Source organism: Micromonospora sp. M42 (assembly GCF_000568915.1).
In the GTDB taxonomy this organism is placed as follows: domain Bacteria; phylum Actinomycetota; class Actinomycetes; order Mycobacteriales; family Micromonosporaceae; genus Micromonospora; species Micromonospora chalcea.
Genome location: NZ_KK037233.1, coordinates 429595 through 453949, shown reverse-complemented (window position 1 = coordinate 453949; position 24355 = coordinate 429595). Strand labels below are relative to the sequence as shown.

18 protein-coding genes are annotated in these 24355 nt (G+C 71.9%); 5 read left to right on the top strand and 13 right to left on the bottom strand.

The window, feature by feature from the left end; translation table 11 throughout:
• Window positions 1-8: 8 nt before the first annotated feature.
• Entirely contained in the window at window positions 9-1625 is a 1617-nt protein-coding gene (locus MCBG_RS01660; protein WP_043330024.1) for a cellulose-binding domain-containing protein, read from the bottom strand.
• 350 nt (window positions 1626-1975) lie between these two features.
• On the opposite strand from MCBG_RS01660, the gene MCBG_RS01655 reads away from it, so the two are divergent.
• On the top strand, window positions 1976-2833 hold the full coding sequence (locus tag MCBG_RS01655; RefSeq protein ID WP_043323334.1) for a hypothetical protein: 858 nt from the start codon (window positions 1976-1978) through the stop codon (window positions 2831-2833).
• Between the two features lie 51 nt (window positions 2834-2884).
• On the opposite strand, the gene MCBG_RS01650 is transcribed toward MCBG_RS01655, so the two are convergent.
• On the bottom strand, window positions 2885-3355 hold the full coding sequence (locus tag MCBG_RS01650) for a hemerythrin domain-containing protein (protein WP_043323332.1): 471 nt from the start codon (window positions 3353-3355) through the stop codon (window positions 2885-2887).
• 235 nt (window positions 3356-3590) lie between these two features.
• Here MCBG_RS01650 and MCBG_RS01645 point away from each other — a divergent pair, with 235 nt between their 5' ends.
• Complete coding sequence (locus MCBG_RS01645; protein ID WP_043323330.1) at window positions 3591-4757, top strand: serine hydrolase domain-containing protein; 1167 nt, start codon at window positions 3591-3593, stop codon at window positions 4755-4757.
• Window positions 4758-4813: 56 nt separating this feature from the next.
• Here MCBG_RS01645 and MCBG_RS01640 read toward each other — a convergent pair whose 3' ends face one another.
• Window positions 4814-5470 carry a response regulator transcription factor gene (locus MCBG_RS01640; RefSeq protein ID WP_030499160.1) on the bottom strand — a complete coding sequence of 219 codons (657 nt, stop codon included), beginning with the start codon at window positions 5468-5470 and terminating at the stop codon, window positions 4814-4816.
• Complete coding sequence (locus MCBG_RS01635; protein WP_043323327.1) at window positions 5458-6684, bottom strand: sensor histidine kinase; 1227 nt, start codon at window positions 6682-6684, stop codon at window positions 5458-5460. The genes MCBG_RS01640 and MCBG_RS01635 overlap by 13 nt, the downstream gene beginning before the upstream one ends.
• Before the next feature lie 166 nt (window positions 6685-6850).
• Between MCBG_RS01635 and MCBG_RS01630 the strand changes: the two genes are divergently transcribed.
• From MCBG_RS01630 to MCBG_RS01620, 3 genes are all read left to right on the top strand, one after another.
• Window positions 6851-7063, top strand: coding sequence for a hypothetical protein (locus tag MCBG_RS01630; RefSeq protein ID WP_043323325.1), 213 nt, complete (start codon window positions 6851-6853; stop codon window positions 7061-7063).
• Window positions 7064-7245: 182 nt separating this feature from the next.
• Entirely contained in the window at window positions 7246-8628 is a 1383-nt protein-coding gene (locus MCBG_RS01625) for a glycoside hydrolase family 43 protein (RefSeq protein WP_043323322.1), read from the top strand.
• Window positions 8629-8684: 56 nt separating this feature from the next.
• Window positions 8685-11441, top strand: a complete 2757-nt coding sequence (locus MCBG_RS01620) for a beta-L-arabinofuranosidase domain-containing protein (RefSeq protein ID WP_043323320.1) — start codon at window positions 8685-8687, stop codon at window positions 11439-11441.
• Between the two features lie 120 nt (window positions 11442-11561).
• Here the strand turns inward: MCBG_RS01620 and MCBG_RS01615 are convergent, their stop codons facing one another.
• From MCBG_RS01615 to araB, 9 genes are all read right to left on the bottom strand, one after another.
• On the bottom strand, window positions 11562-12551 hold the full coding sequence (locus MCBG_RS01615; protein ID WP_176722811.1) for a LacI family DNA-binding transcriptional regulator: 990 nt from the start codon (window positions 12549-12551) through the stop codon (window positions 11562-11564).
• 321 nt (window positions 12552-12872) lie between these two features.
• Window positions 12873-14951 (bottom strand): RICIN domain-containing protein, encoded by a 2079-nt coding sequence (locus MCBG_RS01610; RefSeq protein WP_223200984.1) that lies wholly within the window; start codon window positions 14949-14951, stop codon window positions 12873-12875.
• 247 nt (window positions 14952-15198) lie between these two features.
• Window positions 15199-16701 (bottom strand): L-arabinose isomerase, encoded by a 1503-nt coding sequence (gene araA, locus MCBG_RS01605; protein ID WP_043323318.1) that lies wholly within the window; start codon window positions 16699-16701, stop codon window positions 15199-15201.
• 26 nt (window positions 16702-16727) lie between these two features.
• Window positions 16728-17720: a galactofuranose ABC transporter, permease protein YjfF gene (gene yjfF / locus MCBG_RS01600; protein WP_043323316.1), complete on the bottom strand. Its 993-nt coding sequence runs from the start codon at window positions 17718-17720 to the stop codon at window positions 16728-16730.
• Window positions 17717-18787 (bottom strand): ABC transporter permease, encoded by a 1071-nt coding sequence (locus MCBG_RS01595; RefSeq protein WP_043323315.1) that lies wholly within the window; start codon window positions 18785-18787, stop codon window positions 17717-17719. Before MCBG_RS01595 ends, yjfF begins: the two co-directional genes overlap by 4 nt.
• On the bottom strand, window positions 18784-20325 hold the full coding sequence (locus MCBG_RS01590) for a sugar ABC transporter ATP-binding protein (RefSeq protein ID WP_043323312.1): 1542 nt from the start codon (window positions 20323-20325) through the stop codon (window positions 18784-18786). Before MCBG_RS01590 ends, MCBG_RS01595 begins: the two co-directional genes overlap by 4 nt.
• A gap of 70 nt (window positions 20326-20395) precedes the next feature.
• Entirely contained in the window at window positions 20396-21391 is a 996-nt protein-coding gene (locus tag MCBG_RS01585) for an ABC transporter substrate-binding protein (protein ID WP_043323310.1), read from the bottom strand.
• A 96-nt stretch (window positions 21392-21487) separates the two neighbouring features.
• On the bottom strand, window positions 21488-22159 hold the full coding sequence (locus MCBG_RS01580) for an L-ribulose-5-phosphate 4-epimerase (protein ID WP_043323308.1): 672 nt from the start codon (window positions 22157-22159) through the stop codon (window positions 21488-21490).
• Complete coding sequence (araB, locus tag MCBG_RS01575) at window positions 22156-23829, bottom strand: ribulokinase (RefSeq protein WP_043323306.1); 1674 nt, start codon at window positions 23827-23829, stop codon at window positions 22156-22158. Before araB ends, MCBG_RS01580 begins: the two co-directional genes overlap by 4 nt.
• Between the last annotated feature and the right edge of the window lie 526 nt (window positions 23830-24355).

Below are 24355 nucleotides of genomic sequence, written 5' to 3'. Positions count from 1 at the left end.
TGCCTGGGTCAGAGCGAGACCTGGCGGCCGCCTAGGGTCACCGTGAGGCGGCCGTCGCCGGCGAAGGACCAGGCCAGGGCACCGGAGTACGTGGCGCAGCGGGAACCGTTGGAGCCGGACCAGAACTGGTTCGAGCCGTCCACGTTCCCGACGGTCCTGTCGTTCGATCCGCTGCCGGCGAAGCGGCAGGAGGTGTTGTTCCGGTAGACCGAGGTGCCGGCGTCGAACGAGAAGTTCCGTTCGGTGCTGTCGATGCTCAGGTTGTTCGAGATCGTCATCGTGCCCGGATTCCGGTTGTACGTGAAGCCGTGCTTGCCGTTGCGGTACGCGATGGTGCGCCGCACGGTGTGGTTGACGGCGATGTCCTCACCGCCGAGCTTGAAGCCGTTGCGGTCGCCGTTGCCGTTCTGGGTGCCGTTGCTGAGCGTGCCGTTGCTGTACGCGAGCGAGTCTTCAATGGTCACCGGACCGATCGCGCCGGTGTCGGACTTGGTGTAGAGGTCCCACCCGTCGTCGATGTTGTGATGCGACACCGCGTACCGGAAGACGTTGCCACCGCCCACTGTGAGCTTGGCCGCGAAGCCGTCGGCGTCTTCGCCGTCGGAGTCGGCGTTGTCGTGCGATTCCACGCTGACCATCAGGTTGTTGGCCGGCCACTGGTCGCGGGGCGTGCTGGAGGCGATCCGGGACAGTTGCAGCCCGGTGTCGCGGTTGAACCGGGTCACCGTCCGCTCGATGATGTTGTTGCTGCCGCCGACGAAGATGCCGTTGTCACCGGCCCGCTCCACCACGAGCCCGCGCACGTGCCAGTACGAGGCGTTCAGCGCCAGCCCCCGGTTGGCCGGGTCCTCGCTCATCGCCGAGAAGTTCAGGATCGGCGTCTCGCCCGGGTAGGCGTACAGGTTCTTGCGGGCGCTCGACGTGCCGTTGTTGCCGGCGGCGACGGTGACCGTCTGGGACAGGTTGTAGGTGCCGCCGCGCAGGTAGATCGTGCCGCCGGCGCCGACGCGGGTGATCGCCGCGGCGATGGTGGTGGGGCTGGCCTGGGTGCCGGCCGCCCCGGCGGTGCCGTTCGGCGCGGCGTAGATCGCCCCGCCGACCGGCGGCGGCGTGGTCGGTGGCGGCGTCGTCGGCGGCGGGGTGCTCGGGGGCGGGCTGCTCGGCGGGGCGCTGGTCGGCGGCGTGCCGGTGGTGGGGGTGACGCCGCCGGTGCAGGTGACGCCGTTGACAGCGAACGCGGCCGGGACCGGGTTGCTGCTGTTGTTCCAGGTGCCGTTGAAGCCGAACGACGTGCTCGCGTTGGTGCCGAGGCTGCCGTTGTAGCTGACGTTGGCGGCCCGCACCGACGCGCCGCTGGCGGTGATCTCGGCGCCCCACGCCTGGGCGACGGTCTGACCGGCGGCGAACGTCCAGGTGACGGCCCAGCCGTTGAGCGGGTCGCCGAGGTTCGTCAGGTTGACGTTGGCGGTGAAGCCGCCGCCCCACTGCGCGGTGACGGCGTAGTCGACGCGGCAGCCGGCGGCCGCCTGGGCGGCGGTCGCGCCGACGGCCAGGCCGGACGCGGCGAGCGCCGCCGTCGCCGCGGCCGATGTCCACAACACCGTACGACGGTGTCGGTTGATCATGATGGTCTCCTCCGGGTGGTGGTGCGGTGCCCACGCCGCTACCGGCACCGATGCCCGGTCGGTGTCAGGGGCGGGCCTTGTCGCCCGGACGTCCGTGTCACGCCGAACGCTCACGTCTCCCGCGCAGTAAGCGCTTTCAGCGCAGCCTAACGACGGACGTCGATGCGGTCAAACATCCGGGGGTGCGCTGAACGATCTCGCGCCGCCGTCCGTATCCACTGCCGACGGGAACATCGGCCGGAACCGCGATGCCGGAGCGGGCACGAGCACGATTCCTCCAGTCGTCACTTCGCACCGTGGAGACGGCGCGGCAGCCGCCGCACCCTCCCGGTCAACCAGAGGAGAGGTGCATGGCCAGGGGTACGCGCAAGACCGCGGTCCTGAAGCTCGGCGGGGTGGGCGCCCTCGCGGCGCTGTTGTTCGCCGGCGGGCTGCAACTGGCGTCGGCGGGCGAGAACAACCGTCCGGCCACCACCGCCGCCGCGCAGACCGTGAACTGCCCGACGGTACGCGACAAGCTGCCGGCCATACCGGCGGCGGCATCGGCCCAGGTGGAGCGGGAACTGGCCAACCTGGACCAGGAGATCGCCCGGCAGAACGAGCGGCTGGCCCGGCAGGCGGTACGCCCCGAGGGCGGACCGGCGTTCATCGACAACGCCATCCTCGGCCCGCTGCGCAGCAAGCGCGTCGCCGTGCTCGACCGCATCGAGATCGCGTTCAACCGGATCGGCGCGCCGCGCCCGGACCTGGACGCGCTGGCGGCCTGCTCGCTCAACGCCCCGGGCGTGCCGAGCGCCGTCAACGGCGGCGCCGGCCAGAACGCCGGCGGCCAGAACGGCAACGCGGGCGGTCAGAACGGCAACGCCGGGGGCCAGAACGGGAACAACGGCGGCCAGAACGGCAACGCGGCCGGACCGGCCCGGACGGTCAACTGCCCGCGTGTCGCGCTGCCCGCCGTCCCGGCTGCGGCCGCCGGCCAGGTGCAGGCCGAACTGGCCACGCTGGACAAGCAGATCGCCGAGGCGAACGCCCGCCTCGCCCAGCTCGCGGTGCGCCCCGAGGGCGGACCGGCCTTCATCGACAACGCGATCCTCGGGCCGCTGCGCAGCAAGCGCGTCGCGGCGCTCGACCGCATCGAGATCGCGTTCAACCGGGTCGGCGCGCAGCGCCCGAACCTGGACGCGCTGGCCACCTGCGGCCTGAACTGAACGCCCGGTCGCGGCCCGGCGGCGCGCATCCCGCCGGGCCGCGACCCGGGGTCACAGCGGTCCGAGGACGTCGGCCGGGTCGGCGTCCAGCGCCAGCGTCTCCAGCACCGAAAGCAGCTGCCGCTCCTCGTACCGGAAGTGCGACTCCATGATCGCCGACACGCCCTCCAGGTGCCGGGCCAGCTCGTCGGGCGGGGCGTCGCGAGCCACCGCCGCACCCAGCCCGGCCAGCAGGTACCCGATCATCGAGTGGTCCTGTCGCAGCCGGTCCAGCGTCTCGCGCAGCTCCGGATGGCGCGTCGCGATCGCCGGGAAGAGACTGCGGTCCTCGCCCTCATGATGCGCGGTCAGCGCCGCGCAGAACCCGTGGCAGAACAGCAGCAGGTCCCGTGTCGCGGGCCGTGCCGGCTCACCGGCGGCGAGCGCCAGCCGGGTCACCTCAAGCGCCTCGCGCAGCCGCTCGTGGACGGCGCGCATCTCCCGGCTCCAGGCCACCAGCCTGGTCTGTTCGCCCTCAGCCACGTGGCGAGGGCGAAGGGACGACGAGTGTCATCGTCGTGCTCCCTTCGATCCGGCGCCTCCATGCCTGACACGGTCTGCCACCGGCACGCGACGCTGCGCGGAGCCTAACCGGCGACGCCGGGAGCGATCAAGTAGTGCCAGCGCTACCCCGGCCCGGTAGCTGGTGGGATGGAACGCGGGACCGGTTCTGGCGAGGCTTGAGCCCGTACCCGTTCACCTCCGTCGAGGAGTTCCCATGACCCGCCGTACCCTCCCGATGGCCGTCGGCGCCACGGCCCTGCTGACCGTCACCGCGCTCGGTGTGCCCGCCGCGTCCGCCACGACCACCGACGCACGGCGTCCCGCCGCCGACGCCGTCCAGACGCGACTGGACGGCCTGGTCACCGAGCATGGATTCCCCGGAGTGCTGGCCTCCGTACGCCGCGACGGCCGGGTGCGCGACTACACCGCGGGCGTGGGTGACCTGCGCACCGGCGCCGCGATCCCCCGCGACGCCCGGGTGCGCGTGGGCAGCAACACCAAGACGTTCACCGCCGTGGTCGTCCTCCAGCTCGTCGGCGAGGGCCGCATCGACCTCGACGCCACCGTCGAGCGCTACCTGCCCGGGATGGTGCGCGCCAACGGCAACGACGGGCGGCGGATCACCGTACGCCAGCTGCTGCAGCAGACCAGCGGCCTGCCCGACTACGACGAGGTCGTGTTCAGCGAGGCGCAGGATCTGGTGGACCGCCGCAGCGACTACTTCGACCCGCGCCGGCTGCTGGACGAGGCGCTCACCCAGTCGCGGCGCTTCCCGCCGGGTCAGAAGTGGGAGTACAGCAACACCAACTTCGTGCTGGCCGGGCTGATCATCGAGCGGGTCACCAAGCGTCCGGTGGGTGAGGAGATCACCCGGCGGATCATCGAGCCGCTGCGGCTGCGTGACACGTACTGGCCGCAGACCGGCGAGCAGGACCTGCCGGGCCGCCTGCCGCGCGGATACGTCGCGGTGGAGCCGGGCGCGCCGTGGGTCGACGTGACCCGGATGGACCCGTCGCTGGGCTGGGCCGCCGGTCAGCTCGTCTCCACGCCGTCGGACCTGCGCACGTTCTTCGAGGCGCTGCTGGCGGGCAAGCTGCTCAAGCCGGCCCAGCAGGCGGCGCTGACGCGCACGGTGCCGGCGCCCGACTTCGAGCCCAACGGGGTGTGGGAGTACGGCCTGGGCATCGCCCGGCACGAGCTGCCCTGCGGCGGTCACGCCTGGGGGCACGGCGGCGACATCCAGGGCTTCGAGACGCGCAACCTGTCCACCACCGACGGGCGCAGCGCCGTGGTCGCGGTGACCGCGCTGCCGACCAGCCTGGAGATGCTGGAGGCGGTCACCAGCACCGTCGACGCGGCCCTGTGCGGCACCCGCCGCTGATCCGGCCGACCCGTCCGCGCGCCGCCTCACCGCGAGGCGGCGCGCGTGCGTGTGCGCTACCGGCGGCCGTCGTCGAGGTAGCGCAGCACCGCGGTGACCCGGCGGTCGGCGCGGTCGTCCGGCGGCAGGCTCAGCTTGGCGAAGATGCTGCGGATGTGCTTGTGCACAGCGCCCTCGGTGACGAACAACCGCTCGGCGATCGCGCCGTTGCCCAGCCCTTCGGCCATCAGCGCCAGCACCTCGTGCTCACGCGGCGACAGCTCGGCCAGCGCGGTGTCCGGCCGCCGGTTGCGGGCGAGCAGCTGCCCGACCACCTCGGGGTCGATCACGCTGCCGCCGCCCGCGACGCGGTGCAGCGCGGCGAGGAACTCCTCGACCCGGCCCACCCGCTCCTTGAGCAGGTAGCCGAGCCCGGAGGCGCCGACCGCGAACAGCTCGGTGGCGAACGCCTGCTCGACGTACGCGGACAGGACCAGCACCGCGAGGCCGGGGCGGCGGCGGCGGGCCTCGACCGCGGCGACGATGCCCTCGTCGGTGTGGGTGGGTGGCATCCGCACGTCGACGATCGCCACGTCCGGCCGGTGCTCGTCGACAGCGGTCAGGAACTCCCCCGGCGTGCCGGCGGTGGCGACCACGTCCAGGTCCTCGGCGCGCAGCAGCAGCGCCAGCCCCTCGCGCAGCAGCGCGTCGTCCTCGGCGATCACGATCCGCATGGCAGCTCCACGTGCATCCTCGTCGGTCCTCCCGGTGGGCTCGTCAGTGTCATCCGCCCGTCGTACGCCTCGACCCGCCGGCGGATGCCGGTCAGCCCCGAGCCGCGCGTCTCGTCGGCGTCCCCGCGCCCGTCGTCGGTGATGGTCACCAGCAGCCGGTCCCGTTCCCGGCGCACGACGACCTCGACGCCGTCCGCGCCGCTGTGCCGGACCACGTTCGTCAGCGCCTCGGCCACCACGAAGTACGCGGTGGCCTCCACCGACGCCGCGCAGCGCACGTCGACGTCCACCGACAGGCGGCACGGCACCGCGCACTCCGCCGCGAGTCCGGCGAGCGCCCCGGCCAGTCCCCGGTCGCCGAGCACCGGCGGCAGGATGCCGCGCACCACCGTACGCAGCTCGCCGAGCGCCTGCTCGGCCGCGTCCTGCGCGCGTTCCAGGATCTCGTCGGCGCGGTCCGGATCGCGGCGCACCGCCCGCCGGGCGGCGCCGAGCAGCACGTTCACTGCGACCAGCCGGTTCTGGGTGCCGTCGTGCAGCGAACGCTCGATCCGGCGCAGCTCCACCGCGTGCGCGTCGAGCGCCGCGGCCCGGGTGGCGGTGAGTTCGGCGACGCGCAGCGACAGGTCGAACCCGGGCGGCGGGGGCAGCAGCCGCCGGCCCGGCCGGGCCTGGATCCGCGCGAGCGCCGGGCCGGTCGTGACCGCGAGAAGCAGCCAGCCGACCCCGAGCACGGCGACCGCGAGCGCGTCGCCGAGCCCGTCGATGTGCCACCAGCCGATGCCGGGCGCGCCGGCCTCCGGCGGCACCAGCCGGTACCAGAGCGGGAACGTCATGTCCTGCACGGCGTAGATCGGCAGCACCAGCGCGAGCAGCCCGGCCCCGAAGCCGAGCGTCCCGTGGACGGCCACCCAGCGCAGCTCCCGCCGTACCACCGGGTCGCGCAGCGCCGCGCGCACCCCGGCCGGGACCGGGCCGGGCGCCGGTATCGGCGTCCCCCACCGGGACAGCCGGGCGCGCTCGCGGTCGGCCACCGACCGCACGGCCTGGAGCAGTCCGGGTACGAGCAGCAGCCCGACCCCGCCGACGCACGCCGCCGCGACGACGAGCGTCCCGAGCAGCGTGCCCAGGGCCAGCACTGCGGTGCCCAGCCCGCCGACGAGGTGCTCCAGAGCGGCCACCGCCACGCGGAACCGCCTCCGCACGTACTCCATCCCGGCCCACCCCCGGGCGAAACGATAGGTCACCGCTGTCGCCGCCCGGCAGGCCCGGGCGCGGAAAGTACAGCCTGCTGTACCACGACTGTCGTGCTGGCGGGATCGTTACCGGCCGCTCCCGTCCCTACTGTCGGTGGTAGCAGAAATCATCGAGGAGGCAGCCGTGAACGACCTGGACCGTACCGCCGAGACCGCCGCCGCCCCGTCGTCGATTACCCGGATGCGCCCGCTGCTCTGGCTGGTGCTCATCGTGAGCGTGGCCGCGAACGTGGTGCTGTCGAGCGTCGTCGGCAACCCGTGGGCCGGTTCCGCCTTCGGCGCGCTGGCGCTGCTGAGCGGTGGGACGCTTGCCGTCGACCACTACCGCAACCGCTGATCCGTCGCCGGCCGGGCGCCGGACAGCCGCCGCAGGGCGGGCCGCGAGAACGAGCGGCCCGCCCTGCGGCGTTCGCGTCAGCGCTGCGAATCGATTGACAGTCAGCTATATGAACGCCAGGCTAAGGGGCATTGTTAGCGTTAACGCGGCCGTCATCTCCACCGCAGAGAAAGGCCCCCGTCGTGCCCCTGACCCGACGCGCGTTCACAGTCGGCGCCCTGTCCGCGGCTGCCGCCGCCTCCGGCGCGCTCAGCCTGCCCCGCGGCGCGTTCGCGGCGGCGAACACCGCCTACGCGATGGCCTACTTCACCGAGACGCCGAACGGCCTCGGCGCCGACTACGGCCTGCACCTGGCCGTCAGCCGGGACGGGCTGAACTGGACTCCGCTGAACCAGAACAACCCGGTGGTCACCCCGACCGCCGGGCAGCTCGGCCTGCGCGACCCGTTCGTGCTGCGCAGAACCGACGGCACGTTCGTGGTGCTGGCCACCGACCTCAAGGGCACCAACTGGGGGCTGACCAGCCAGTACCTGCACGTGTGGGACTCGGCCGACCTGACCGCGTTCACCGGCTACCGCCGCATCCGCATGCACACGCTCGACACCCACACCTGGGCGCCGACCGCGTTCTGGGACGCCGCCCGTGGGCAGTACGCCATCGTCTACTCCGCCAACAACGGCCGGGACGTACTGTTCGTCAACTACACGAGCGACTTCCGCACCGTCAGCGGGCCGCAGGTCTACTTCAGCCCCGCCTTCGGCGTGCTCGACGGCGACGTGGTGGTCGACGGCGGCACCACGTACCTCTACTACAAGAACCTCGACGACGGATATCTCTACGGCGCCCGCTCCACCACCGCCGCGCCGAACAGCTTCACCACGTACACCAGCGGGCTGCGGCAGGGCAACGCGATCGAGGCGCCGCTGCTGCTGCGCACGAACGAGGGCGGCTGGCGGCTGTGGGGCGACTCGTTCAGCCCGGTCAACAACGACTACTACGCCTGGTCCACGACGACCATCTCCGGCAACTCGTGGACGCCGCTGAACCAGCGGGACTACACACCGCCGCTGAACTCCAAACACGGCTCGATGATCGGCATCACCGACGCCGAGTACGCCGGGCTGGTCAACCGCTGGGGCACGCCGAACTGGGTCCGGCTCAAGTCGTCGAACTTCCCCGACCGCTACGTGCGGCACGCCGACCGGATCGCCCGCGTCGACGCGTACCCGTTCGACCCGTACCAGGACCAGATGTGGCGGATGATCCCCGGTCTTGCCGACGCCACCGGCTTCTCGTTCGAGTCGGTCAACTACCCCGGCAACTACCTGCGGCACTACGACTACGCGGTCCGGCTGGACCCGAACGACGGCACCGCCACGTTCCGCGCCGACGCCACCTTCCACCGCACCGCCGGCCTGGCCGACGCCACCTGGTCGTCGTTCCGCTCGTACAACTACCCCACCCGTTACCTGCGGCACTACGACTACCGGCTGCGCATCGACCCGCTCGGCGCCGGCTCCCCCGCGGTCGACCGGCAGGACGCCACCTTCCGGGTCACCGCGTAGCCGTTCCCCACCACCACCGTCCCCGCCACCACCGTCCCCCGCCACGGAGGCCGTCCATGCCCGCTCCCCTGGTGAACCGCCGATTCCTGCTCCGCGCCACCGGCGCCACCGCCGTCGCGGCGACCGCCGGCGCCGCTGCCGGGTCCGTCACCGCAGGCGGTACGGCGCACGCCGCGCTGCCACCGGCTCGCCCCGACATCGGCGTGTCCGCGTACGCGTTCGACCCGGGCCAGGTCCGGCTGACCGCGAGCCGGTGGCAGGACAACGAGAACCGCACAGTGGCGTACCTGCGCTTCGTGGACGTCAACCGGCTGCTCTACAACTTCCGGGCCAACCACCGCCTGTCCACCGGCGGCGCCGCCGCCAACGGTGGCTGGGACGCGCCGAACTTCCCGTTCCGCACCCACATGCAGGGTCACTTCCTGACCGCCTGGGCGCAGGCGTGGGCGGTGCTCGGCGACACCACCTGCCGGGACAAGGCGCTCACCATGGTCGCCGAGCTGGCCCGCTGCCAGGCCAACAACGGCGCGGCCGGGTTCAGCGCCGGCTACCTGTCCGGCTTCCCGGAGTCCGACTTCGCCGCGCTGGAGGCCCGGACGCTCAGCAACGGCAACGTCCCCTACTACTGCATCCACAAGACGCTGGCCGGGCTGCTGGACGTGTGGCGGCTGATCGGCAGCACCCAGGCCCGGGACGTGCTGCTGGCGCTGGCCGGCTGGGTCGACCAGCGCACCGGCCGGCTCACCTCGGCCCAGATGCAGGCCATGCTCGGCACCGAGTTCGGCGGCATGAACGCGGTGCTGACCGACCTCTACCAGCAGACCGGCGACGGGCGGTGGCTGACCGTCGCGCAGCGGTTCGACCACGCCGCCGTGTTCAACCCGCTCGCCGCCAACTCCGACCAGCTCAACGGGCTGCACGCCAACACGCAGGTGCCCAAGTGGATCGGCGCGGCCCGGGAGTACAAGGCCACAGGCGTCACCCGCTACCGGGACATCGCCACCAACGCGTGGGCCATCACCGTCGGCGCGCACACGTACGCCATCGGCGGCAACAGCCAGGCCGAGCACTTCCGTGCCCCGAACGCGATCGCCGGCTACCTGCGCAACGACACGTGCGAGGCGTGCAACACGTACAACATGCTCAAGCTGACCCGGGAGCTGTGGCAGCTCGCCCCGGACCGGGTCGCGTACGTCGACTTCTACGAACGCGCGCTGCTCAACCACATGATCGGCCAGCAGAACCCGGCCGACGCGCACGGTCACGTCACGTACTTCACCCCGCTCAACCCGGGCGGGCGGCGCGGTGTCGGCCCGGCGTGGGGCGGCGGCACCTGGAGCACCGACTACAACTCCTTCTGGTGCTGTCAGGGCACCGGGCTGGAGACCAACACCACGCTCGCCGACGCGATCTACTTCCACAACGGCACCACGCTGACCGTCAACCTGTTCATGCCCTCGGTGCTCACCTGGAGCCAGCGCGGCATCACCGTCACCCAGGCCACCTCGTACCCGGTCGGCGACACCACGACGCTGACCGTCACCGGCTCGGTGAGCGGATCGTGGACGATGCGGATCCGGATCCCGGCGTGGACCAGCGGGGCGAGCGTCAGCGTCAACGGCGTCGCGGCCGGCATCGCCACCACGCCCGGCAGCTACGCCGCCCTGACCCGCGACTGGACCTCCGGCGACACGGTAACGGTCCGGCTGCCGATGCGGGTGGCGACGGTGGCCGCCAACGACGACGCCGCGGTCGCCGCGATCACGTACGGGCCGGTGGTGCTCTCCGGCAACTACGGCAACACCACGCTGAGCGCGCTGCCGACGCTGGACCCGGCCTCGGTCACCCGTACCGGCACGGGCAGTCTCGCGTTCACCGCCCGGGCCGACGGCGCCACCGTCAACCTCGGCCCGTTCTACGACGCCCACGGGCACAACTACACGGTCTACTGGCGGGTCGGCACGGGCAGTGGTGGCGGCGGCGAGGCGAGTTTCCGGCTGGCGAACGCGGCGAGCGGGCTGGTGCTCGGGATCCAGAACATGTCCACCGCCGACGGCGGGCTCGCGCTGCAGTGGGGTGACACCGGCACCGCCGACCACGACTGGCAGCTCGTGGTCGACGGGTCGGCGCTGCGGCTGCGCAACGTCAACAGCGGCAAGGTGCTGGGCGTGGAAAACATGTCCACCGCCGACGGCGCCCGGATCCTGCAGTGGGCGGACAACGGCACCGCCGACCATCTCTGGGCCGTCGTCGACGTCGGCGACGGCAGCCACAAGCTGCGCAACGTGCACACCGGCAAGCTGCTCGGCATCTCCGGCGGCTCGACCGCGCAGGGCGCGTTCGCCGTGCAGGACCCGGACAACGGCAGCCTGGACAACCAGTGGCGGTTCCTGCCCAACGGGGCGCGGCGGATCCAGAACCTCGGCAGCGGGCTGGTGCTCGGCGTGCAGAACATGTCCACCGCCGACGGCGGGCCGGTCATCCAGTGGGGCGACACCGGGACCGCCGACCACCTCTGGACCGCGCTCGTGGACACCGGCGGCTACCTGCGGCTGCGCAACGGCAACAGCGGCAAGGTGCTGGGCGTCGAGGGCGCCTCGACAGCGGCCGGCGCCCGGATCGTCCAGTGGGCCGACAACGGCGCCGCCGACCACAGGTGGCGGCTGCGGCACGGCGGCGGCGGCTGGTTCCGGATCCAGTGCGCGAACGGGGGCCGTGTGCTCGGCCTCAGCGGCGGTTCCGGCGCCCAGGGCGCGCAGGCTGTCCTCGCCGACGACACCGGCGCCGCCCACCAGCGCTGGCGCTTCCTCTGACCCACCCCCGCCGCCCCAGCTCGCCGATCTTGCGCTTTCGGCCCCCGCGAAGTTCGCGAACCGGACATCCTGCGGGCGCGAAGTGCAAGATCGGCGAGGGCGGGTGGGGCGCCGGGTGGGTCAGCGGGTGGGGGGTGGGCCTACGCTTCGGCGCGGGACCAGCGTCGGGGCGATGGTCTGGCGCAGCGGGCCTGCCGACTCCGACTCGATCTGGGCCAGCAGGAGGTCCAGGCTCGCCGCGGCCACCGCCGTGAAGTCGGGCCGCACCGTGGTCAGCGGCGGAATGAAGTACGCCGCCTCGGGCACGTCGTCGAACCCGACGACGCTGATGTCGTCCGGTACGCGGCGGCCGTGCTCGTGCAGCGCGCGCAGCACGCCCAGCGCCAGGTGGTCATTCGCCGTGAAGACCGCGGTGACCTCCGGCATCCGGGCCAGCATCTGCCCGCACCGGTAACCCGCGGCAGCGGACCAGTCCGCCGGGACCAGCGGCGGAACCTCGGCGCCCGCCTGCCGCAACGCCTCGCGCCACCCCTCGATCCGGCCGGCGCTGTCGAACCAGTCCGACGGGCCGGACACGTGCCAGACGGTGCGGTGCCCGGCGGCGAGAAGGTGCTCGGTGGCGGCCCGGGCGCCGGCGACCTGGTCGACGGTGACCAGCGGGATCGGCCGCCGGGGGTCGCCGTCGACTGTCACCAGCGGCACGTCGTGGGGCAGCCGTTCCAGCGCCTCCCCGGCCGACTCGACGGGCGCGATCACCACTATGCCGGCCACCCGGTGCGCCAGGTGCCGCTCCACCGCCGCCGAGATGGAACGGTGGTCGAGGTCGCGGACGCTGCCGACGCTCACCGCGAAACCCGCCTCGGCGGCGGTCTGCTCCAGCGCGGCCAGCAGCGACGCCGGGCCGTACAGCGTGGTGTTCTGCGCGACCACGCCGATCACCTGGGAACGGCCGGTCACCAGCGCGCGGGCCGCGCGGTTGGGCCGGTAGCCGAGCTCGGTGATGGCGGCCTGGACCCGCAGCCGGGTCTGTTCACGCACGTTGGGATGCCCGTTGAGCACCCGGGAGACCGTCTGGTGCGAAACCCCGGCGAGGCGAGCCACGTCCGTCATCGCAGGACCGCGCACGGCCACCTCACTTTCGCCACTGCCCGCGGCGGCCACACCCGGTCGATCTCGACCGGACCGTCCCGGGTGGCGACAGTCTACGCCAGCGGTCCCATCGGTATCGCTACCGCAGATCGACCGTTCCCACCGTGGCGCGCCGATTATCGCGGAATCGACAGGCGGCTCATTCCCTTCCGTTGCGCAGCGGCACGAACAGGCAGCTCGGAGCGGGTGGAATTGGGCCCGGGGTGCGGCATTTCCGGCGATTGCCGGAGCCGCACCCCGGGCTATGGAAGATGTGTCAACGGCCGCGAATGGTGACCGTTGTCACGGTGTCGTCAGCGAGAACTGCCGCACCGTCACCGCGCCGCCAAGCGATTGCGTGGCGTAGTTGAAGAAGCCGAACCGGTAGCCCATGAAGAACTGCCACGCGTTGTTGAGCGTCAGCGCGTTGCCCAGCGACACGAAGTTCACCCCGTCGGTGCTGTAGGAGAACCGCGCCTGCCGTCCGGAGCCGGGCCGGATGTCGGCGTTGGCCCGCAACCAGATCCGCCCGCCGGACACCGCCGCGCCGGCGATCTCCGTCCCGGTGCTCGTGGTGTTCCAGTTCGAGCCCATGGTCAGACCGTTTGTCATCACCACCCGGGTCGCGCCGTTGTCCCGCCGTACGCCGATCCAGGCCGAACTGTCCCGCAGCATCGCCAGGCCGGCCCGGTCACCGTCGCGCATGGTCGAGTAGTCCAGCTCGATGGTGCCGGTCGAGGTCGGACCCTGGATGCGGTGGGTGAGCGTGTTGCGGGCCCGGTACAGGTCGTTCGTGACGGTGGCGGTCTGCAGGCGCAGGCCGTTGTTCACCGACCACCTGCTGTTGTCCGGGTTGTGGTTCCACTCGTACTGCGGGCCGAGCGTGGTGCCGGAGAACGTGTCGGTGCCGGTGAGCGGCTTGACCGGGCGGGTCGGCAGCGGGTTGGGATAGCTCGCACCCCAGGCCCCGTTGACGGTCTGCAGCTGCGGCCAGCCGTCGGAGGTCCAGGTGATCGGCGCCAGCGTCGGCATCCGGCCGCCCGGGTAGGCGTCGGTGAACGCCATGTAGTACCAGGCGCCGGTCTGCGTCTGCACCAGCCCGCCCTGGTGCGGCACGCCGCCACCGGAGATCGGGCCGGGCAGGTTCAGCAGCACCTGCCGCTGCTCGTACGGGCCGAACGGGCCGTTCGTGGACTTCAGCACGTACTGGCCGTTGGCCGGCCGGGTCAGCCAGATGTAGTACGCGCCGTTGCGCTTGTAGAAGCGCGCCCCCTCCAGCGTGCCGATGCTCGACGGCGTCTGGTAGACCTGCTGCGCCCGCACCTGGCTGCGCCCGTCGGCGGAGAGCTGGGCCACGCTGATCGTGCCGTTGCCGTACGCGACGTACATGGTGTCGTTGTCGTCGATCAGCATGCCGGCGTCGTAGTAGCAGTTGGGGATGGTGGCAAGGCGGCTCCACGCGCCGTCCACGGCGGTGGCGGTGTAGATGTGGGTCTGCGCGAAATCGATGCACCCGGCCCAGTAGAACGTGCGGTTGCTCGGCCGGTAGTTCAGCGTCGACGCCCAGATGCCGTCCACGTACGCCTGCTCGCTGGCGCTCAGGTCGTACTTGGTGCCGAACTCCAGCCGCGGCACCGAGTGCCCGGCGAGCTCCCAGTTCACCAGGTCCCAGGAGCGCAGCACCGGCGCGCCGGGCGAGTAGTGCATGGTGGAGGCGGACATGTAGTAGACGTCGCCGACCCGGATGATGTCGACGTCGGCGAAGTCCTGCCAGACCGCCGGGTTGGTGAAGTTGCCGCTCGGCGTGCCCGGGTCACCCGGGTTGCCGCCGACCCGCACCAGCTGCCACTGCTGGTTCGCGCCGTTCCAGTCGTCGTACTGGACGATGTTGCCGCCGTCGGCGGTGGAGGCGTTCTGCACCTCCATCACCTTGTTCGAGTTCCGGTTGATCAGCCGGACGTACCCGCTGTCGGAGTCGGCCAGCCGGAACTGCTGGTTGGTGCCGCCGTGGTCGGTCCACTGGACCACCGCGGCCCCGTTGGCGGTGGACGCGCCGGTCACGTCCAGCACCTTGCCCGAGTGCCGGGAGCGCAGCCGGTAGTAGCCACCGCCGGAGTCCACGAACTGCCACTGCTGCCAGGCGCCGTCGTTGCGCGTCCACTGGGTGATCCGCGCGCCGTCGTTCGTCGCCTGGTTGTACAGGTCCAGCGCCTTGCCGCTGTTGCGGTTCACCAGCACGTAGTACGCGCTGGTGTCCACGGTGGCCGCGGAGACGGGCGCGGGCACGGCGCCCACCACCACGCCACCGACAAGCAGCGCCACCACCCCGGCCAGCAGCCGGGACAGGCGTCCACGTCCACGGGACAGTCGAGCCGTCACCATGATCCTCCTTCGTCGACCGGAGCCCGGGCACGGCGACGCGCGCCGACGACGTCGGCGTTATCGCTAACAGCGATGCCCACCCAGGCGGGAGTCGGATCCCTGGCAACTGCGGCGCAGATCGCGCCCGGAACGGCCCGCGAGCGGTGCCGGTGACCCTATCCATCGACTGTGAGCGATAACATGGCGTTCGTCAAGGCGTAACACGCCGCCCGCCACGCGGGGTCGGCGCGGCGGGCGGCGAGGGGGTTCAGAAGCCCCGGGCGAGCCGGTAGTACGCCTGGTTCCAGCGCAGCTCGTCGGCGAAGCGGTGCGGGCGCGTCTCCGCGTCGATGACCACCAGCTCGGTCCGGGCCATCGCCGCCAGGTCACGCAGCTCCTCCACGCCGACGGCCTGGGAGAGCACGGTGTGGTGCGGCGCGCCCGCGGTGATCCACGCCTCCGCCGAGCCGGCCAGGTCGGGCTGCGGACGCCAGACCGCGCGCGCCACCGGCAGCCGGCGCAGCGGGTGCGGCGGCGGCACCACGTCCACCGCGTTGGCCACCAGCCGGAACCGCTCCCCCATGTCCGCCATGCCCAGCACCACGGCCGGGCCGGGCGCGGCGTCGAAGACCAGGCGCACCGGGTCCTCCCGCCCGCCGATGCTCAGCGGATGCACCTGCGCGCTCGGCACGTCGGCGGCGATGCTCGGGCACACTTCCAGCATGTGCGCGCCGAGGATCAGCTCCTGGCCGAACGTCAGGTCGTAGGTGTAGTCCTCCATGAACGAGGTGCCGCCCGGCACCCCGACGGCCATCGCCTTGAGCGTGTGCACCAGCACCGAGGTCTTCCAGTCGCCCTCGCCGCCGAAGCCGTAGCCGTCGGCCATCAGGCGTTGCACCGCGATCCCGGGAAGCTGGCGCAGCCCGCCGAGGTCCTCGAAGTTCGTGGTGAACGCCCGGAACCCGCCGGCCTCCAGGAACGCGCGCAGGCCCAGCTCCTGGCGCGCCGCGTACCGCAGCGAGTCGTGCCGGTCCCCGCCGGGCCGCAGCTCCGGCGCCACCCGGAAGGTGTCGTCGTACTCCTTGACCAGGTCGTCCACCTGCGCGTCCGCCACCTGGTCGACGGCCGCGACGAGGTCGTTGACGCCGTAGGTGTTCACCGATACGCCGAAGCGCAGCTCCGCCTCGACCTTGTCCCCCTCGGTGACCGCGACGTCGCGCATGTTGTCGCCGAAGCGCGCCAGCCGCAGCGTCCGCAGCGCCGACCAGCCGACGGCGGCCCGGGCCCAGGCCGCGACCCGGCCGACGACGCGCGGGTCGGTGACGTGGCCGGCGACGGTCTTGCGGGCCACCCCGAGCCGGGTCTGGACGAACCCGAACTCCCGGTCGCCGTGGGCGGCCTGGTTGAGGTTCATGAAGTCCATGTCGATCTCGTCCCACGGCAGCGCCACGTTCGCCTGCGTGTGCAGGTGCAGCAGCGGCGTCCGTAGCGCGTCCAGCCCGGAGATCCACATCTTGGCCGGGGAGAACGTGTGCATCCAGGCGATCACCCCGACCGCGCCCTGCACGGCCGCGTCCCGGCACACCGCCAGGATGTCCGCGCTGGAGGTGAGGACCGGCTTCCAGACCACGCGGACGGGGATGTCCGGCGAGGAGTCCAGGCGCGCGGCGATCTGCCGGGACTGCTCGGCGACCTGCCGCAGGGTGTCCTCGCCGTAGAGGCCCTGGCTGCCGGTGAGGAACCAGACCTCGGGCTGGGGGTGAGTTGCCATGTTGTTGCCTTCCGCGCTAGGAACCGTCACTTGAACCGGATGCCGATGAGGCGCTGGAGGAGGATGAACGCGAAGAGCAGCCCGCCGATCACGATCTTGGTCCACCAGGAGTTGAGGCTGCCGTCGAACGTGATCAGGGTCTGGATCACGCCGAGCACCAGCACGCCGAGCACGGTGCCGAAGACGTACCCGGAACCGCCGGTGAGCACGGTGCCGCCGATCACCACAGCCGCGATCACGTCCAGCTCCATCCCGACGGCGATCAGCGGCGCGCCGGAGAGCGTGTAGAACGACAGCAGGATGCCGCCGATGGCCGAGCAGAGCCCGCTGATCGTGTAGACGGCGATCCGGGTCCGCGCCACCGGCAGGCCCATCAGCAGCGCCGACTGCGCGTTGCCGCCGACCGCGTACACGTTGCGGCCGAACCGGGTGTACGCCAGCACGTACGCCGCGATCAGCACCACCGCGAACGCGATGAGCACGCTGATCGAGACGAAGTTGCCGGCCGGGTCGCCGATGCGCTGCTGCGACATCGACGTCCAGAAGCCGTCGGTGATGGAGATCGAGGAGTCGCTGATGAACGTGCACATGCCGCGGGCGAAGAACATCCCGGCGAGTGTGACGATGAACGGCTGGATCTCGAAGAAGTGGATCGCGCAGCCCATCAGGAAGCCCAGCGTCGGGCCGATCAGCAGCGCGATGACCAGCACCAGCGCCGCGGGCAGGCCGTCGCGCAGCAGCGACGCCGACACCATCGCGGTCATCGCGACCACCGAGCCGACGGACAGGTCGATGCCGCCGGTGAGGATCACGAACGTCATGCCGACCGCGACGACGAGCAGGAAGCCGTTGTCGATGAAGACGTTGAAGACGACCTGGATGTTGGAGAACGCGCGGTACTGGGACACGCCGATGCCGTACATGACGAGCAGCAGGGCGAGCGTCGCCAGCACCGGGACGTGCCGCCGGGGCAGGCTGGGCCGCCAGGAGCGGCCGGTGGTCAACGACGTGCTGCTCATGCCGGCACCTGCTCCTTCTCCCGCTGCGGCGCCGCCGGCCCGGGCTCGGTCCCGCGCCGCCGCCGGCGCAGCCGGGCGCGGAACGCCGGGGCCTGCACGAGGCAGACGGCGATGACGACGACCGCCTTGAACAGCAGCGACGTCTGCGGCGAGATGTTCATGGCGTACACGGTGGTGGTCAGGGTCTGGATGATCAGCGCGCCGAGGACGGTGCCGCCGAGGGAGAACCGGCCCCCGGCGAGCGACGTGCCGCCGATCACGACCGCCAGGATCGCGTCGAGCTCGATCCACAGGCCGGCGGCGTTGCCGTCGGCGCTGGACACGTTCGCGGTGACCATGAAGCCGGCGAGCGCGGCGCAGGCGGCGCTGATCACGTAGACGAGGAAGACGATGCGCCGCGACCGGATGCCGGCCAGCCGGCTGGCCTCGGCGTTACCGCCGACCGACTCGACGATCAGGCCGAGCGCGGTACGCCGGGTGAACGCGGCCACCAGCAGCGCGGCGGCGAGCGCGATCAGGATGGCCAGCGGCAGCGTCAGGAAGTGCCCGAGCCCGATCGCCCGGTACGGCCCGGAGTTGATCGTGATGATCTGCCCCTCGGTGACCAGCTGGGCGATGCCCCGGCCGGCCACCATGAGGATCAGCGTGGCGATGATCGGCTGGATGCCGATGACCGCCACGAGCACGCCGTTCCACGCGCCGAGCACCAGCGCGGCGCCGAAGGCCAGCGCCAGCGCGGTGGCCACCGTGGCCGGGCTGTTCTGGTCGGCCGCCCCGCTGATGTGCAGGCAGGCGATCGCGCCGCTGATGGCGCAGAGCGACCCGACGGACAGGTCGATGCCGCCGGTGGCGATGACGAGCGTCATCCCGAGCGCGACCAGGATCAGCGGCGCGCTCAGCCGCAGGATGTCGATGGGCGTGCCGTACAGGTGGCCGTTCTTGACCTCGACGGCGAGGAAGCCGGGACGGTAGACGGTGTTCGCGGCGAGCATCACCACGAGCACCAGCGCCGGCCAGAACAGGCGGTGGCCGGTGAGCGGGCGGAGGCGGGCGGCGACGGCGGTCATCGGGTCACCTCCTTCCGCGTGGTGCCGCTGGCGATGGTGCGCATGACGCGGTCGGCGTCGAGCGTGTCGTCGTTGTCGAGCTGGGCGACCATCTCGCGGTCGCGCATGACCGCGACCCGATGGCTCAGGCGCAGCACCTCCTCCAGCTCGGCGGAGATGAACAGCACCGCCATGCCGCCGTCGGAGAGCTGCACCACCAGCTTCTGGATCTCGGCCTTCGCGCCGACGTCGATGCCGCGGGTCGGCTCGTCCAGGATGAGCAGGCGCGGCTCGGTGATGAGCCAGCGGGCCAGCAGCACCTTCTGCTGATTGCCGCCGGACAGGTTGCGCACCGGCAGTTCCGGGTTGGCCGGGCGGATGCTCAGCGCCTCGACGTACCTGCGGACCAGCTCGTCCTGGCGGCGGCGCGGGATCGGACGCAGCCAGCCGCGCGCGGCCTGCATCGCCAGGATCATGTTCTCCCGGACCGTCAGCTCCGGGACGATGCCCTCGGCCCGCCGGTTCTCCGAGCAGAAGCCGACACCCTGGCCGATGGCCTGGATCGGGTTGCGCACCGGCGCCCGGCCGCCGTCGAGCCGGACCTGGCCGTGGTCGGCCCGGTCCGCGCCGAAGATCAGCCGCGCCACCTCGGTACGGCCGGAGCCGAGCAGCCCGGCCAGGCCGACCACCTCACCGGCGTGGATGCGCAGGCTGAACGGGGCGACCGCGCCACGCCGGCCCAGCCCGTCGGCGTCCACCAGCGGGGCCTCGTCAGCGGTGTCGACGGTGGCGCGTTTCTGCTGCTCGTCGAGCCGCTCCAGCACGTCCAGCTCCTGCCCGATCATCTTCTCGACCAGGCTGAACTGCGGCAGCTCCTCGGTGCGGTACTCCCCCACCAGCGTGCCGTTGCGCAACACCGTGATGCGGTCCGCGATGCCGTAGACCTGGTCGAGGAAGTGCGTGACGAACAGGATCGCAATGCCCTCGTCACGGAGCTGGCGCATGATCCGGAACAGCTGCGCCACCTCGCCGGCGTCCAGGCTGGACGTCGGCTCGTCCAGGATCAGCACCCGGGCCTGCACGTCGATCGCCCGGGCGATGGCGACCATCTGCTGCACCGCGAGCGAGTACGTGCCCAGCGGCGCGGAGACGTCGAGGTCGAGGTCGAGCCGGGCCAGCAGGTCGCGGGCCCGCCGGCGCATCTCGCCCCAGCGCACCGCGCCGAGCCGGCGCGGCTCGCGGCCGATGAAGACGTTCTCCGCCACCGACAGGTTGGTGCAGAGGTTGACCTCCTGGTAGACGGTGCTGACGCCGGCCGCGGCGGCCTGCATCGGCCCGCTGAACGAGACCTGCTCGCCGTCGAGGGTGATGACGCCCGCATCGGTCCCGTAGACGCCGGTCAGCACCTTGATCAGGGTGGACTTGCCGGCGCCGTTCTCACCCATCAGGGCGTGGACCTCGCCCGGGAACAACCGAAAGTCGACGTCGTGCAGCGCGCGGACCCCGGGGAAGGTCTTGCTGATGCCGGTCATGGTCAGGACCGGACGGTTACCCGTCATCCCATCGGACCTCTTCTAGACGGTGGTGGCACGGGGGCCGCCGTCTCGCGACGGCGACCCCCGGGGTGGGTCAGTACTTGCGGTTGGGCAGTGCCTCCTTGGCCTGCTCCTGGGTGAAGGTGGTCTCCTCGGTCTCGATCCGGGCGGGGACCTCCTCGCCGGCCTTGACCTTCTTGACCAGCTCCATCAGCTGCGGGCCGAGCAGCGGGCTGCACTCGGCGATGAAGTTGAACTTGCCGTCCGCGAGGGCCTGCATGCCGTCCTTCACCGCGTCGACGGTGATGATGGTGATGTCCTTGCCGGGCGTCTTGCCCGCCGCGCTGATCGCCTCGAGCGCGCCCAGACCCATGTCGTCGTTGTGCGCGAAGAGCACGTCGATCTTCGGGTTGGCCTTGAGGAACTGCTCCATGACCTGCTTGCCGCCGGCCCGGGTGAAGTCACCCGACTGCGACGCGACGATCTTCAGGTTGGGGTTGGCGGCGATCGCCTCGGCGAAGCCCTTCTTCCGGTCGTTGGCCGGGGCCGAGCCGGTCGTGCCCTGCAGCTCGACGATGTTGACCGGGCCGGACGCCGCCTTCTTCTGCTCCACCAGCCACTCGCCGGCGAGGCGGCCCTCCTTGACGAAGTCCGAGCCGAGGAACGTCTTGTAGAGCGACTTGTCGGCCGAGTCGACCGCGCGGTCGGTCAGGATGACCGGGATCTTCGCGTCCTTGGCCTCCTTGAGCACGGTGTCCCAGCCCGACTCCACCACCGGCGAGAAGGCGATCACGTCGACCTTCTGCTGGATGAAGTTGCGGATCGCCTTGATCTGGTTCTCCTGCTTCTGCTGCGCGTCGTCGAACTTCAGCTCGATGCCGGCCTCGGCGGCCGCTTCCTTGATCGAGGTGGTGTTCGCGGTGCGCCAGCCGCTCTCGGCGCCCACCTGGGAGAAACCCAGGACGATCTTGTCGTTGCCGTCACCGGAATCGCCACCGGTGTCGCTGTTGCCGCAGGCCGCCATGCTGCCGGCGAGCAGCACGCCGGCGAGCGCGGCGATGACCCTGCGGGCCGTGCTCCTGGTACTCATCGGTTCTCCTCCGGGGTTGGATGTTCCGGACGCGCGGCGGGGAGCCGGTGCGTCCGGGTGTGGTGGTGGGGTGGGTGCGCGGCGCCCGGTCCGGGGTCAGGGCGCCGGCGGGCGTTGGCCGTAGACGTTCTGGTAACGGTCGTAGAGCGAGTCGATGTCGGCCGGCGCGATCGGCAGCGGCTGCCCGAGCGCTCGGGCCAGGTGCGCGGTGCGGGCGACGTCCTCGCACATCACGGCGGCCTTGACCGCCGCCCGGGCGTCCCGGCCGATGGTGAACACGCCGTGGTTGCGCATGAGCACCGCGGGCGAGCGGTGCCCGGACAGCGTGCTGACGATCCCCTTGCCGATGTCGTCGCCGCCGATCAGCGCGAACGGCCCGACCGGGATCTCCCCGCCGAACTCGTCGGCCTGCGCGGTCAGCCAGCACGGGATCGCCTCGCCCCGGGCCGCCCAGGCGGTGGCGTAGCCGCTGTGGGTGTGCACCACGCCGCCGACCTCGGGCATCGCGCGGTAGACGTAGGCGTGCGCGGCGGTGTCGCTGGACGGCGAGCCGCCGCCGTCGACGACAGTGCCGCTCAGGTCGCAGACCACCATGGACTCGGCGGTCAGGTCGTCGTAGTCGACGCCGCTGGGCTTGATGACCATCAGGTCCTGACCGGGTACGCGGGCCGAGACGTTGCCGGCGGTCCAGGCCACCAGCCCGTAGCGGGTCAGCTCGCGGTGCAGGCGGGCCACCGTCTCGCGCAGCTCGGCGACCTGGCTGTTCATCCGACCACCTCCAAGGGCGCGGCGGCGCGGGCGTCGACCGCCGCGTTGCGGATCGCCCGCAGGCGCAGCATGACGTCGTTCGCGCCGCGGCCGAAGTGGTCGTGCAGCGCGCGGTACTCGGCGTAGAGCGCGTCGTACGCCCGGACGTTCTCCGGTACGGGCCGGTAGACCGCCTCCTCGATCCGTCCCATCGCGGCGGACGCCTCGTGGATCGACTGGTACTCGCCGGCCGCGACCGCGGCGTGGATGGCCGAGCCGAGCGCCGGCCCCTGGGCGGAGCCGATGATGCTCAGCGGCCGGTTCGTGACGTCGGCGTAGATCTGCATCAGCAGCCGGTTGGAGGTGAGCCCGCCGGCCACCACCAGGTCGTCGACCGGCACTCCGGCCTGCGCGAACGCCTCGACGATCATCCGGGTGCCGTACGCGGTGGCCTCCAGCAGCGCCCGGTAGACGTCCGGCGGCCGGGTGGCCAGCGTCAGCCCGACGATCAGCCCGCTCAGGTCGTGGTTGACCAGCAGCGACCGGTTGCCGTTCCACCAGTCCAGCGCCACCAGGCCGTGCGCGCCGACCGGCTGGGCCGCGGCGGCCTCGGTGAGCCGCTCGTGCGAATCGAATCCGGCCGGGGCGCCGTGGCGCACGAACCAGCCGAAGATGTCCCCCACGCCGCTCTGCCCGGCCTCGAAGCCCCAGGCGCCGGGGCTGATGCCGCCGTCGACCACGCCGCACATGCCCGGCACCTCGGCCGGGTGGGTGCCGTTGAGCACGTGGCAGGTGGAGGTGCCCATGATGGCCACCAGCCGGCCGGGCCGCAGCGCCTGGGCGGCGGCGGCGGTGACGTGCGCGTCGACGTTGCCGACCGCGACCGCGATGCCCTCGGGCAGACCGGTCCAGGCGGCGGCGCGGGCGTCGAGCGCGCCGGCCCGCGCGCCCAGCGGCAGCAGCGGACCGTCCAGCTTGGTGACGAAGTCGGTGAAGTCCGGGTCGAGCGCGGCCAGGTAGTCCGGGGACGGGTAGCGGCCGTCCTGCCGGATGCCCTTGTAGCCGGCGGTGCAGACGTTGCGCGTCTCGACGCCGCACAGCTGCCAGACGATCCAGTCGGCCGCCTCGATGAAGCGCTCGGCGCGCCGGTAGATCTCCGGGTCCTCGTCCAGGATCTGCAGCCCCTTGGCGAACTGCCACTCCGCGGAGATCTTGCCGCCGTAGCGGCCGATCCACGGCTCGCCGCGTTCGTGCGCCAGCGCGTTGATCCGGTCGGCGTGCGGCTGCGCGGCGTGGTGCTTCCAGAGCTTGACCCAGGCGTGCGGCCGGTGGCGCAGCTCCGGGATCTCGCACAGCGGCGTGCCGTCGGCGAGCGTCGGCAGGACCGTGCAGGCGGTGAAGTCGATGCCGATCCCGACCACCAGTGCCGGGTCCACGCCGGCCGCCGAGAGCGCTGCCGGTACGGCGTGGCGCAGCACGTCGCGGTAGTCGTCGGGGTCCTGCAGCGCCCAGTCCGGCGGCAACGCCGGGCCGTCGTCGGGCAGCGCGGTCTCGATGACCCCGTGCCGGTAGTCGTGCACCGCGGTGCCGAGTTCAGCGCCGTCGCGGACCCGGACCACCAGCGCCCGGCCGGACAACGTGCCGAAGTCGACCCCGATCACGTACCGGTCGGTCGCGTCCACTTCGCTCATTTGCACCTCCGCCGTGTCACGGAGTTAGTGTTAGCGCTCACATACACATCCGTCAAGACACGTCCGGGCAACAGCTACGTAACGAGCGGCGGCGCCCGGAACCGGCGTCCTCCGCCCCGCGCGGACCGGCCCGGCCGCCGGCCGGGAGATCCACGCCGACGGCGCGGTCGAACCTCGGGCAGACAGCCTGTTAGCGACAACAATCGATGGAACTTCCGGAAATTCTCTCGGCGCTCCCGACTCCCCCGGCCCGAGGGCCCAGATGCCGCCGCGGGGCCGCCCAGAGGGCCGCTCAGCGGCTCTTTTTCTCACCGCGGCACCCTCGGCAGCAGGCCGCCGCAAGCCGCCCGAGGGTCGCCAGGCTATTTACAGTGTTTGATGTCAGCGATAACATTTCGCCATCCCCACACACTGTGGCGCCGCTGTCCGGGAAACCCCGGCGCCGCAGCCGGGCGGCGACGGACGGCGACCCCGTCGACCGCCGGAACCCCACCACCCACGAGCGCCCGCCGGCACCGACCGGCCC